This window comes from Staphylococcus simiae, from assembly GCF_002902085.1.
GTDB classification, from domain to species: Bacteria; Bacillota; Bacilli; order Staphylococcales; family Staphylococcaceae; genus Staphylococcus; species Staphylococcus simiae.
In genome coordinates this window covers 93,108-107,053 of sequence record NZ_PPQR01000014.1, presented here as the reverse complement: position 1 = coordinate 107,053, position 13,946 = coordinate 93,108, and the positions used below count along the sequence as shown (strand labels likewise).

Here is a 13,946-nt window from a genome sequence, read left to right as displayed (position 1 = left end):
AAGTTGTCTAGACAAATAAATTAAAGCCCTTATATAGTGGTCTATGGACTATATAAGAGCTTTATTAAGTTATTATTAACTAATTATTAATTTTTCTACTAATTCAACTGCTAATTCTTATTTTCTTTTAAATAATAGTTCTAATGACACGATAACTTTATTAGTTACTATCTTATTTTACTTTTAAACTACCATACTCTTTTTTATATAAGTGACCCATTGTGATTAAAGCTAGTACACCGAACACAGCTAGTAAAATAAACGCTGGATGACTTGAACCAGTTAAGCTAGCAATATAAGTGATGACTAATGGTGGGAAGAAACCACCTAAACCACCCATCATTGAAACAATGCCGTTTGCTGAGCCTGCTTCGTTTGAGAAATATGATGGTACTAATTTGAAGATTAATCCGTTACCAATACCAGCACAGATACTAATTGTTAAACATCCTACTGTAAACAATGCGATATGATCTGAAATACCTAAGATAACTGCACCAATAATCATTACAACGAAATCAATCATTAATACTTTAACCGCATTAAATTTATCTCCTAAAACGCCGCCTAAAGGTCTTAAGAATGTCGCTAATGCGATAAAGATACCTGAGCGAATACCCGCATCGACTTTATCAATACCAAAATGATTTACTAAATAGTTAGGTAAGAATAAACCAAACGCTACAAATGCACCAAAAGTAATGAAATACCATAAACTTAAATAATATAATTTATAGTTTTTAGATAATGACTTCATTTGTGCCATCAACGGAACTTTAACTTTACGTTCTTTAGCATCACCAAAGATAAACATAATCAATGCAAACAATGCAATGATAATTAAATAAGTTCTAACTGTAGTTTGCCAACCTATAATACCGGCAATTGGAGGCGCTAAAAATGATGATACTGCTGTACCAATATTACCCATTCCATAGATTCCGTTAGCCAATCCTACTTTTTCTTTAGGGAAATATTTAGGTACAGATGTGACACCAACTGAGAAGATGGCTCCTCCTACACCTAGGAATAAACCTGACAACATCAGCATACCTGGTGTTTGTGCCGTACTTAAGAAGAATATAGGGAATAATAAAACGATAAAACTACAAAAGAATACCCATTTGGCACCTATAATATTTGTTAAATAACCAAATGGTACACGTAAAATAGATCCTAAAATAACTGGTATAGCTAAAATAATTGAAATTTGCCCTGCAGATACTTTTACATCTTGTGAAATATAGGGCATTAAAGGAGCGATAATGCTCCAAGCCATAAAGCCGACTACTAAGCTTAATGTTTGTAAAGTAAGCTGGAAACCACCTTTTGTCTTATACATACGTTTCACCTTCACTAAATTGTTATTTTAATAGATATCAATACTTTGCCTACTATATATTAAGAGGTCATTGTCATTTACACGAAAACATTTGAGGGTATAACTATAGACAAAGTATTGACTACACTTATATTCTATATTGATTGTGAAATTGTGAACATAAGGACATTCCCTTATTTATTAGGTAATTTCCCCTATAACAATTTTAAAGATGTAAACGTTTCATAAAAAACGTTGGTATTACTGGATTTTATTGATATCACCCTAGTTATGACAAAATTGTGACTATCTAAAAATTGAAGTAATTTCCGTTATTGAAAGTAACGTTACGTCATCCTGTATCTTTTAAAATATAGGAGGGATTACTAATGTATCAACTTAATATCTATAAAACTGATCAAATATACAACCATTTATTGTCATTACCGGTTGAAGAACGTAACAACTATTTTATCAACAACTTAATCAATCCATTTGAAGGTAAATTTAATGCACAACATATTCCATTAAAAGCACAAAGTAATAACTTTGTTGATGCATTATTTATGTTGAATCAGATTCAACTATCTCCAGAAAAGCTTAGTAACAGTGATTTACAACATATTAAGCACTTAAATGACGATTTCTGGTTAGACTGTGATAAATATTTTGACCATGCTTTAAAAGCTTTTGCAGACAAACATATATTTTCTAAAATTAAGCACTATCATTTTACTGCCTTACTTGGAGATAAAACTAAACCAGCTATGTATTTGAATAATAACTATTTAGGTGATGGTGGTATTCCTGGCTATATTATTATTTATCTCATTCCGAACATTTATACCTTATCTAAGTTGAAAGGCGTTATTACGCATGAAGTTAATCACAATGTTAGATATCAATACATAGATTGGGATGGCGGTAGTTTAAAAGAATTAGTGGTGGCAGAGGGTCTAGCAGAAAACTTCGTTGAGCATTTGTATGGTAAAAATGCTTTAGGACCATGGGTTACTGCTATAAACTGGCAAGATAATAAACAAAGCATTAAAAATATTATTAATACTCATTTAGATATTACAGATTTAGTTAGTGCTATGCCTTACTTGTATGGTGATGACATCACAACTGCTCAAGGTGGACAAGCTGTTGGACTTCCTCATGCAGCAGGTTATACGTATGGTTATTATTTAATCAAATATTTCCTAGCTAAAACGAATATACCTATAGAAGAAGCAACCATATTACCAGCAGAAACGATATTAAATGAGGTGACTGAGTTTTGGAATATAACTACACATTAACAGATATCATTAAAATTACTGACGTAACTAAAAGGACATTACATTATTATGATGAAATTGGTTTATTAACACCTGTAAAAAATAACAAAAATTATAGAATCTATACTCAAGATCATTTAATTACATTACAAAAGATACTCATATTCAAATCTTTAGATTTTACAATAAAACAAATTAAAGAATTATTAACCTATGATGACAGAAACTTAACAACAATCATTGCTAAACAGCGCGATGTATTAGACAGGAAAATAGCTCACTTAGCATCGATGCAATGTGCTATTGATCAATTAATTAAAGGTGTTCCTATGAGTGAATTAAATATTTTGAACAAACCATTGACCCAGCAATATCAAATAGAAGCAAAATTAAAATACGGACACACTACTTCTTATCAATCTTTTAAACAAAAGCATAGTGGTGATTCATTTAACACTGATCAAATAAAAGCAATGGAGGCTGTCTTTGACCTTTTCAATGATCTTTCGATTAGTAAATGTAGCTTAAAAAAAGCTCAAAGCGCCGTATTACAATGGAAAAATTTACTACAACAATATGCTGACTTTGATGACACCACATTACGTTGTATCGCTCAGACTTATCAAACTGATGAGCGGTTTAATGATTATTTTAAACGCTATGATAATCCAAAGTTAACAGACTACATCGTTAATGCAGTTAATTATCATCTAAATGTTTGAGTATGTGTAAGAGCCAGTAACCACTAAAGTGGTCATTCTTTCGGTTTACATTACTCGCTTTGCTCCTAATGCATAAGAGCCAGTAACCACTAAAGTGGGCTCCTCTCTCGGTTTACATTACTCGCTTTGCTCCTAATGCATAAGAGCCAGTAACCACTAAAGTGGCTCCTCTCTACGTTTACATTACTCGCTTTGCTCCTAATGCATAAGAGCCAGTAACCACTAAAGTGGGCTCTTCTCTCGGTTTACATTACTCGCTTTGCTCATAATGCATAAGAGCCAGTAACCACTAAAGTGGTCATTCTCTCGGTTTACATTACCCGCTTTGCTCCTAATGCATAAGAGCCAGTAACCACTAAAGTGGTAACTGGCTCTAAAATTCTAATAGTTTTTTCTTTAATGCATATTCAACAAGTTCTGGTTTACTTTTCAATCCTAACTTTGTCATAATATGCGTTTTATGTGCTTCGACTGTTTTAACTGATACAAATAATTTTTCTGCGATTTCTTTATTACCATAGCCTTTAGCTATAAGAGGTAATATTTCTAATTCTCTTTTAGATAATATTTTGAAAGGATCTGACGAATTTTCAATATCTTGGTTTGAATTAGTCACAAATTCATTGACTAACGATGTAGTTAACTTCATATCTACATAAGTTTCGCCCTTATAGACAGTTCTAATAGCTAGTAACAACTGTTCATCCGGTGCATTTTTTAAAATGTACCCTTTGGCACCATTACGTAATACATGGAATAAATATTCTTCATCATCAAACATCGTTAAAATAAGTATCTTTGTTTCAGGAAAACTTTCAGCAATTTTACTTGTAGCGATTAATCCTGATTCTCCTGGTGGCATACTTAAATCCATGAGTAATACATCAGGCTTGTATTCCATAACTTTTTGGTAGGCTTCTACCCCATCTGCAGCCGTCGCTACAACTTCCATATCATTTTGATAATTCAAAATCATAGAGAAACCAGTACGTACCACAGCATGATCATCGGCAATCACAATTTTCACTTTTATTCCCCCAATGTATGCTTTAAATTGGTATGTTTAGTGTAACGTTGGTTCCTTTACCAATTTCAGTCTCGATGTTTACTCTGCCATTAACTAATTCTGCCCGTTCATTCATACCATATAATCCTAATCCTGAACCTTTTGGTTTAGAGCTAGGATCAAAACCATTCCCATAATCTTCAATTTCAGCAATTAAATGACGTCCAGTTTGTTGAATGACAACATTTATATCATTCACATCTGCATATTTCAAAGCGTTAAGTATGGCTTCTTGGACAATACGATAAACGACTGTTTCCACTTCACTATCAAAGCGCATATTTTTAATATTAGATGTATAATTAATTTTAACGCCATAATTTTCTTCAAATTGCTTAAAATAAGATTTGAAAGCTGCTTCTAATCCTAAATCATCTAATGACGCTGGTCTAAGCTCTACAGACATATTACGTATATCATCAATCAATTTAGTCACTAAACACTCAATGTTTTCTGCACTATCTAACAGTTGAGATTTATCTTCTTGATATTTTAATAAACGTAATTGGACATCTACATTAAGCATTTCTTGAATCACACTATCATGCAATTCCCGGGAAATACGCTTACGCTCATTTTCTTGTGCTGAAATCGTTTTACGCATCATTCGTTGTTGATGTAACTTTTCCTGTCTTTCTATTTGTGACGACACATTTTGTAAAGTAAAAGCATGAATACCTTTGACAGGATCTATCGTTTGATACGTAGCAGTAAATGGCATAATTTTATGGTCTTTAGTCTTCATAAATACTTGAAAATTTGAAGTCTGTACTTGTAAAGATTCTAAGAAACAATCCTTGCATGATTGTAAATCGTATTCATTAGTATAACCTTCACATCTTCGGCAAATAGCATTCGTCATAGCACTATAATTGTCTTCTTCTGACAAAATATCTTTTGCTGCATTATTCATAGCAATTATTTTACCAAGATCATCAACGAAGACAATTTTTTCGATGGAATTTTCATAATATTTTTTTAGTAAAGCTTCTAATTGTATACTGTCTTCATTTATCATGATTATCACCTAAATTAACTTCATCTATTATTCTTCATTAAAGATTCCAAACTTATGTTGAATGTCATAGTGGTCAATTATTTTGGGTAACGGAGTCCCATCCCTTTGACCAAATAATAACACACCATACACTTGATTGTTATACCATAACGGCAAAGCAAATACTGCTGTTAAGTTCTCACTTAATAAAATAGGGTAATCAATTTTTTCTTCAGGACTTAGTGCCAAGCCCACATTAGCAATGACCATACGTTTACCTGTTTTCATTACTGTGCCAGCTAAGCCATGTCCTTTACGTAAAATAATTAATTTGAAACGGTTATTTTGATTGCCTGAAACATAGTGCCATTTGATTGGAGCTGACGGTTTCTTAGATTCATAGAATGCTATCGCTGCAAAATCATACCCCTCATGTGTGCGAATGTTATCTAATGTCTCTTGAAAACTGCGGTTTTGAATTATTGCTTCTGGTGTCAAATCCTTTCACCTCTTATACTACACTTTATTCTTACGGTAAATAATATATCTACGATTGATATATGATAACGGTACACTCCATACATGAACTAATCTTGTAAATGGCCAACATGCCATAATTGTAAAGCCTAGTAATACATGTATTTTAAAACCAATTGGCACACTATTCATCATTGCTGCATCAGGCTTAAACATTAGTAATTGTCTAAACCAAATTGATAAAGACGTTCTATAGTTAAATTCAGGATGTTGTGCATTCGTTACTAATGTTGCATAGCACCCCATAAATACTATAAGTAATAATAAGAAATTAACAAAGATATCTGAAGCAGAGCTTAGTCGTCTTATACTTTTAGTCGTTACACGTCTTGCTGTTAATAAAAACATACCTACAAGCGTAATTATACCAAAGATACTACCAATATACACAGCTCCGATATGATATAGATGCTCTGTTACGCCAAATGCTTCCATCCAACTCTTTGGAATAAGTAATCCTACAACATGTCCAAAGAATACTGGAATGATACCTAGATGGAATAACAAACTTCCCCACATCAATCTTTTCTTTTCAATGAGCTCACTCGACTTTGCTGTCCATGAAAATTGGTCATATCGATAACGGGCAAGATGCCCAAAAATGAAAATTGCCAAACATAAATATGGATAAATAACCCATAAAAATTGATTAAGCATGATGTTTCACTCCTTTTGGTGACTCCAAACATGATTTCAATGTTTTTCTAAGTGCTTGTATCACATAGGCATATGGGTTATTATCTTTACCTAGCTCATTCGCCATGACGTATGTGCCATCTTCAATAATCATAATGATCAATTGAATATTTTCTTCTGCTCTTGAATCATTACGCCAATCTGCCACTTGTAAAAATTGGAGCATCAACGGTAGATAATCAGATAATTCATTATCTACCATTTTTAGTCCAAACATTTCATATAATACTTTTAATTTCGCTAGCATTTGACCACGTTCTTTTTGTGTATCAAATTTGTTGTAAGTCATATGCAATGGTGCCTTTTTTGTAAAATCAAATGTGTCTGTATATATTGCTTTAATTTCTGATAAAGAGAATTCCATCATTACACTTCGATACGCCACTAAATCTTCATACCCTGGATGGTCTTGTGAGATAGTTTCTTCAAATGTAGCAGGATGAAAAGTTAACTTATCTGGGAAACATAATTGTTGTGCCATATAGCCAAAACTTTCTTGATATTCTTTTAGGTTATCGAAATTAATCACGGAAAATCCCTCCATAGAAATTCTCATTATAAATTTCTTGTCCTGTTTTTCCAGAGCCTACTGGAACACCACAACCTTCACAATTATCGCCAAAGTGTTCACCACCGTAGCCTTCACTACCTTGCGCATGATATGTGTCTAGATATGTTTCTTTATGTGATGTAGGGATGACGAAACGATCTTCGTATTTTGCAATACCTAATAAACGATACATATCTTTTGTTTGACGTTCAGTTAAGCCTAGTCTTTCTAATTTAGATGTATCAAACGGTTTATTTGTTACTTGTGATCTCATATAACTTCTCATCATCGCCATTCGTTGCAATGCTTCTTTGACAGGTTGTGTGTCACCAGCTGTAAATAAGTTAGCTAAGTACTCTATTGGTAAACGCATTTCTTCAATTGCTGGGAAAATACTGTCAGGATTTTGATCTGTATTTTTACCTTCGAAGTAACTCATAATTGGACTTAATGGTGGACAATACCAAACCATTGGCATCGTTCTAAATTCTGGGTGTAATGGGAATGCTAATTTATACTCAATTGCCAATTTATAAATTGGAGAATTTTGAGCTGCTTCAATCCAATCATATCCAATACCGTCTTTTTCAGCTTGTGCAATCACTTCTTCATCAAATGGATCTAAGAATAAATCTAATTGTTTTTCATATAGATCTTTTTCGTCTGTAGCTGAAGCTGCTTCATGCACACGATCAGCATCATATAACAAGACGCCTAAGTATCTCATACGACCTGTACATGTTTCTGAACAAACAGTTGGCATACCAGCTTCGATTCTTGGGAAACAGAATGTACATTTTTCAGCTTTATTCGTTTTCCAGTTGAAGTAAACCTTTTTATATGGACAACCTGTCATACAGTAACGCCATCCACGACATGCATCTTGGTCAACAAGTACGATACCATCTTCATCACGTTTATACATTGCTCCTGAAGGACAAGAAGCAACGCAACTTGGGTTCAAGCAATGTTCACATAAACGAGGTAAATACATCATAAATGTTTCATCAAATTGGAATTTAATATCTTCTTCTATTTTTTGAATATTTGGGTCTTTAGGTCCAGTTACATGACCACCTGCTAGGTCATCTTCCCAGTTTGGTCCCCATTCAATTTCAATATTTTCGCCAGTAATTTCAGAATATGCTCTAGCTACTGGAGAATGATTACCAGCTTTAGCAGTTGTTAAATGTTCATAGTTGTAGTTCCATGGCTCATAATAATCTTTAATTAAAGGCATATCTGGGTTGTAGAAGATTTTACCTAGAGCAATCTTAGAAATTCTGCTACCTGATTTAAGTTCTAACTTACCTTTTTTATTTAATACCCAGCCACCTTTATAGTGTTCTTGGTCTTCCCAACGTTTTGGATAACCCATACCTGGCTTAGTTTCAACGTTGTTAAACCACATGTACTCTGCACCTGGACGATTCGTCCAAGTGTTCTTACAAGTTACACTACATGTATGGCACCCTATACATTTATCTAAATTTAATACCATTGCTACCTGCGCTTTAATCTTCAAGCCAATTGACCTCCTTCATTTTTCTAACTGCTACGTATAAGTCTCTTTGGTTACCAATTGGACCATAGTAGTTAAAGTGATAACTAATTTGTGCATATCCTCCAACAAGTTGTGTTGGTTTCAAGTGAATTCTAGTTGGCGCATTATGTGAACCGCCACGAGTATCAGTAATTTCTGAACCTGGTGTTTGTATATGTTTATCTTGAGCATGATACATGAACATTGTCCCTTTAGGCATACGGTGTGAAATAACAGCTCTAGCAGTTACGACACCATTACGGTTATATACTTCTAACCAATCATTATCATGAATATCATGTTTGTCTGCGTCTTCATCAGAAATCCAAACAGTTGGACCACCTCTAAATAGTGTCAACATATGTTTGTTGTCTTGATACATAGAGTGAATATTCCATTTACCATGTGGTGTTAAATAACGTAATACTAAGGCGTCAGTGCCACCTTTAATTTTTTTGTCTTTATTACCAAATACCATTGGTGGTAATGTCGGTTTATACACTGGTAAGCTTTCACCGAATTGTTGGAATACTTCATGATCGACATAATAACTTTGACGACCTGTTAATGTTCTAAATGGTACTAAGCGTTCTACGTTTGTTGTAAACGGAGAATAACGACGTCCTTGTTTGTTAGAACCTGGGAATACAGCTGTTGGAATAACTTCTCTTGGTTGTGATGTGATATTTAAGAACGTAATTTTTTCTGCTGCACGTTCACTTGAAATATCTTTTAATTCCATACCAGTTTGTTCTTCTAAATCACCGTATGATTTTTGAGATAATTTACCGTTTGTCGCAGATGATAGATTTAGCATAGCGTCTGCAACATTACGAGCTGTATCAATACGTGGACGATCCGTTCTTACTGAATCTTCATTAGTATCTCCCCATGTACCTAACATACTTTTCAATTCTTCATATTGTTCGCTAACACCAAAGCTAACACCATGTGCACCTAATTTATCTGTTTCTAATTTAGGTCCTAATGTTACGTATTTGTCGTAAATTTTAGTGAAGTCACGTTCAACAATGGCAAAGTTAGGCATTGTACGTCCTGGTACCGCTTCAACCTCACCTTTAGACCAATCTTTGACAATACCGTATGGTGTTGAGATTTCTTGTTTTGAATCATGACTTAATGGTGTAGTGACAACATCTTTGAATGTGCCTGGTAAATAGTCTTTGGCCATTTCTGATACTGATTTAGCTAATGTTTTAAAGATGTCCCAGTCAGAGCGTGATTCCCATAATGGGTCAATCGCTGGATTGAATGGGTGAACAAACGGATGCATATCAGTTGATGATAAGTCATGTTTTTCATACCAAGTTGCTGCTGGTAATACGATATCTGAATATAACGGTGTTGCTGTCATTCTAAAATCAAGTGATACCATTAAATCTAATTTACCTGTTGTTTCTTCACGCCATTGTATTTCTTCTGGTTTATCCTCTTCATTTGGGCTTGCTAATAATCCTGATTTTGTACCTAATAAATGTTTCATAAAGTACTCTTGACCTTTAGCTGAACTTGAAATCAAGTTTGAACGCCATATAAATAATGATTTAGGATGATTTTTTCTTAAATCTGGATCTTCTATAGAAAATTGTGTTTGTTTTGTTTTAACTTCTTCAATTGCACGTTTTAAAATAGCTTCATTTGATTCAATACCTTCATCTTTTGCTTCTTCAGCAAATAATAAGCTATTTTTATTAAACTGTGGATAAGAAGGTAACCAACCAAGACGTGCTGCTAAGATATTATAATCAGCAGGATGTTGGTGCTTAAGTTCATTAGCTAATGGTGATTTCAATTTATCTACGTTTGATTCTTCATATTTCCATTGATCTGTTGCGAAATAGAACCAACTTGTACCATTTTGTAAACGAGGTGGACCTTGCCAGTCTTTAGCGAATGAAATTGTATTCCATCCTTCAATTGGACGACATTTTTCTTGTCCTACATAGTGTGCCCAGCCTCCGCCGTTGACACCTTGGCAACCACATAACATAACTAAGTTTAAAATTGCTCGATAAATCGTATCTGAGTTAAACCAGTGATTGATTCCGGCACCCATGATGATCATTGAACGCCCTTCTGTATCAATCGCATTTTGAGCAAATTCTTTACCTACTTGAGTAACTAAGCTAGCTTTGACACCAGAAATAGTTTCTTGCCAGCCTGGTGTGTATTTAGATTCTGCATCATCATAACCTTTAGCTTCCAACTCATGATTAAATCTACGCACACCATATTGACTTGCCATTAAATCGAAAATAGTAGTAATTTGAACTTCCTTACCATCAGCTAATGTTAATGTTCTAGTTGGAATTGGACGTTCGAAAATACCATCTCCAAAGCTATCAAAATATGGGAATTGAATCGTTTGTAAATCATATTCTCCATCGGCCATTGATAATGTTGGGTTGATTTTAGAACCATCTTCAGTTTCTAATTTAAGATTCCATTTTTTACCTTCTTCCCAACGTTGGCCCATCGTACCGTTTGGAACTACTAATGATTCACTAATCGTATCGTAAATGACTGGTTTCCATTCGCTTTGTTCAATTTCTTGTCCTAAGTCACTTGCTCTTAAGAAACGTCCAGCTTTATAACCATTTTCATCTTCATCAAGCATGATAACGAATGGCATATCAGTATATTGTTTAGCATAATTAATAAAACGTTCATTAGGTTTATTCACATAATGTTCTTGTAAGATAACATGTGTCATCCCTTGTGCAATCGCTGCATCTGAGCCTGGGTTTGGCGCTAACCAATTATCTGCAAACTTAACATTTTCAGCATAGTCTGGTGCTACAGAAATAACTTTCGCACCTTTATAACGTACTTCAGTCATAAAGTGAGCATCAGGTGTACGTGTTAAAGGAACGTTAGAACCCCACATAATAATGTATGATGAGTTATACCAGTCACTTGATTCTGGTACGTCTGTTTGTTCACCCCAAATTTGTGGTGAAGCTGGTGGTAAATCGGCATACCAATCGTAGAAACTTAACATTTCTCCACCAAGTAAATTGATAAATCTTGCACCTGCTGCATAACTAATCATCGACATTGCAGGAATTGGTGTGAAACCTGCAATTCTATCTGGACCATCTTTTTTAATTGTGTAAAGTAATTGTGCTGCAATAATTTCTGTTACATCTTTCCAAGTAGAACGTACATGGCCACCCATACCACGTGCTTGTTTATATTGTTTTGCTTTATCTTCATTTTCAACAATAGAAGCCCATGCAGCAATACGATCACCATTTTGTTCCTCTAATGCTTCATTCCATAAATCTAAAAGTTTCCCTCTAATATATGGATATTTAACACGTAGTGGACTATATTCGTACCAAGAGAATGATGCACCACGAGGACATCCTCTAGGTTCATATTCGGGCATATCTGGTCCACAACTTGGATAGTCAACTTGTTGGTTTTCCCATGTAATGACACCATTTTTAACAAAAACTTTCCATGAGCATGAACCAGTACAGTTAACACCGTGCGTTGTTCTTACTTCCTTATCATGACTCCAACGTTCTCTATACATTTTTTCCCATTCTCTACTTTTAGATTCAAGAACAGACCAATTACCATTAAACTTTTCTGTTGGTTTAAAGAAATTTAATCCAAATTTTCCCATTTATTTTATCCTCCTACGTACAAATACGATCTATATTCATTCCATTAATTGTTTAGTTCATCAAGATGTTTTTTACCTTTAACTAGATTGTATATTTTTTCACAAAATATTAATATTAGGGAATTACCTAATTGGTTAGGGATTTTCCCTATCCTGTTGTAAAATTTCAACATTTTCATGACATTTCACTTCCTAAATCTCATGTGCCTCACAATATTAAAAAAATAAGACTTTAATACAGGTCATTCAGTTACCTATGATTAAAGTCTTATTTATATTGTTTGATACAGTGACTATATACACTGTTCTATTGATTGTTTAAAATGTGATGTTGAGATATAAATCACATCTTGTTGGTCATTAATAAAATTTTGATAATATGTGCGTTGAGATGGATGATAATCAATATGTTTAGCTTGATTAGGATTAACCATACAACCAAATCCTTTATCATATAAATATTCACAAATTTCAAGTGCTTCTTGTTGTTCACCACTGATCACATAAAATGGTCGATGTTCTGGCCAAGTTTGTCTAGAATAATCTACATATTCTCCCACATCACCAATAATACAAATTCCTGGCTTTGCTTCTACATGATGTTGTTCTAAACGTTGGATGATATTACTTAAGTAACCTGTTACTACAAATTCATTAAAGCATGAGGCATTAAATACAATTGCAATAGGGTAATTGATATCAGTATATTGTTTAATTTGGTCGATGATTTTACCTAATCGCTTAATACCCATATAGATTGCTAGCGTACCACCATTAATTAAGTTACTAATATCAACCTCATTTTCTTCGGAATCTTTAAAATGCCCTGTTGAAAATGTCACACTCTTTGCAATTGTTCGCATTGTTAATCCTGTATTCATCGTCGCAACTGCTGCACTTGCTGATGTTACTCCAGGCACAATTTCAAATTGTATATCATGTTCATTCAATGCATCAATTTCTTCTTGTACACGACCAAAGATGGCTGGGTCCCCACCTTTTAATCTAACAACTAGTTGATGATGTCGTGCCGCTTCAATAATTTGTTCATTAATATTTTGTTGTTGTATATGCTTAGCATAAGGTTTCTTTCCTACATCTATAACCTCTACATTAGGCTTGGCATATTGTAAGATAAGAGGATTTACTAAACGGTCAACTAAGATAATATCAGCTCGTTGTATTAAGCGCTCAGCTTTTTTGGTTAAATAATTAGGATTTCCAGGCCCAGCACCAATCAAATAAACTTTACCGTAGTCTGTTACAGACATACGTATACGTCTCCGTCTTTAACTTCAACTTCATAAACATCAACGCAACCTTCATCTGGTTCTTGAACAATACCTGTGTTTAAATCAATTTTTTGATCATGAAGTGGACAAAAGACGTATTCACCACTTACTGTGCCTTCTGATAATGGACCTTGTTTATGTGGACACACATTATGAATAGCATGGATTTTACCACTTTCTGTTAAAAATAAACCGATTTGTTTATCTCCAATAAAGACCTTTTTACCAATTAATGGTGTTAATTCATCCAATGTTGTTACTTTCACTTTTTCTTTCGTAGCCAT

Annotated in this window: 12 protein-coding genes; 2 read left to right on the top strand and 10 right to left on the bottom strand. The window is 33.9% G+C overall.

Translation table 11 applies throughout. The features are described 5' to 3' along the window. Positions 1–172: 172 nt before the first annotated feature. A complete protein-coding gene (locus tag CD113_RS02580; protein ID WP_002464686.1) occupies positions 173–1,342 on the bottom strand; it encodes a nitrate/nitrite transporter in 1,170 nt (389 codons plus the stop codon). A 368-nt stretch (positions 1,343–1,710) separates the two neighbouring features. On the opposite strand from CD113_RS02580, the gene CD113_RS02575 reads away from it, so the two are divergent. After that, on the top strand, positions 1,711–2,625 hold the full coding sequence (locus tag CD113_RS02575) for a DUF2268 domain-containing protein (protein WP_002464687.1): 915 nt from the start codon (positions 1,711–1,713) through the stop codon (positions 2,623–2,625). After that, a complete protein-coding gene (locus CD113_RS02570; RefSeq protein ID WP_002464688.1) occupies positions 2,604–3,326 on the top strand; it encodes a MerR family transcriptional regulator in 723 nt (240 codons plus the stop codon). The genes CD113_RS02575 and CD113_RS02570 overlap by 22 nt, the downstream gene beginning before the upstream one ends. 373 nt (positions 3,327–3,699) lie before the next feature. Here the strand turns inward: CD113_RS02570 and nreC are convergent, their stop codons facing one another. The 9 genes from nreC to nirD form a co-directional block, all read right to left on the bottom strand. Then, positions 3,700–4,353 carry a nitrate respiration regulation response regulator NreC gene (gene nreC, locus CD113_RS02565; protein WP_002464689.1) on the bottom strand — a complete coding sequence of 218 codons (654 nt, stop codon included), beginning with the start codon at positions 4,351–4,353 and terminating at the stop codon, positions 3,700–3,702. Positions 4,354–4,375: 22 nt separating this feature from the next. Further along, the gene (gene nreB, locus CD113_RS02560) at positions 4,376–5,410 is read right to left on the bottom strand and encodes a nitrate respiration regulation sensor histidine kinase NreB (protein WP_002464690.1); all 1,035 of its coding nucleotides are present in this window, start codon (positions 5,408–5,410) and stop codon (positions 4,376–4,378) included. 27 nt (positions 5,411–5,437) lie between these two features. Next, positions 5,438–5,887 carry a nitrate respiration regulation accessory nitrate sensor NreA gene (gene nreA, locus CD113_RS02555; protein ID WP_002464691.1) on the bottom strand — a complete coding sequence of 150 codons (450 nt, stop codon included), beginning with the start codon at positions 5,885–5,887 and terminating at the stop codon, positions 5,438–5,440. Between the two features lie 18 nt (positions 5,888–5,905). After that, entirely contained in the window at positions 5,906–6,583 is a 678-nt protein-coding gene (gene narI / locus CD113_RS02550) for a respiratory nitrate reductase subunit gamma (protein ID WP_002464692.1), read from the bottom strand. Beyond that, positions 6,576–7,151, bottom strand: a complete 576-nt coding sequence (narJ, locus tag CD113_RS02545; protein WP_002464693.1) for a nitrate reductase molybdenum cofactor assembly chaperone — start codon at positions 7,149–7,151, stop codon at positions 6,576–6,578. The genes narI and narJ overlap by 8 nt, the downstream gene beginning before the upstream one ends. Continuing rightward, a complete protein-coding gene (narH, locus tag CD113_RS02540) occupies positions 7,144–8,697 on the bottom strand; it encodes a nitrate reductase subunit beta (protein ID WP_002464694.1) in 1,554 nt (517 codons plus the stop codon). Before narH ends, narJ begins: the two co-directional genes overlap by 8 nt. After that, positions 8,687–12,370, bottom strand: coding sequence for a nitrate reductase subunit alpha (locus CD113_RS02535; RefSeq protein WP_002464695.1), 3,684 nt, complete (start codon positions 12,368–12,370; stop codon positions 8,687–8,689). The genes narH and CD113_RS02535 overlap by 11 nt, the downstream gene beginning before the upstream one ends. A gap of 293 nt (positions 12,371–12,663) precedes the next feature. Next, entirely contained in the window at positions 12,664–13,641 is a 978-nt protein-coding gene (gene cobA, locus CD113_RS02530) for a uroporphyrinogen-III C-methyltransferase (protein ID WP_002464697.1), read from the bottom strand. Further along, a complete protein-coding gene (gene nirD / locus CD113_RS02525) occupies positions 13,632–13,946 on the bottom strand; it encodes a nitrite reductase small subunit NirD (protein ID WP_002464698.1) in 315 nt (104 codons plus the stop codon). The genes cobA and nirD overlap by 10 nt, the downstream gene beginning before the upstream one ends.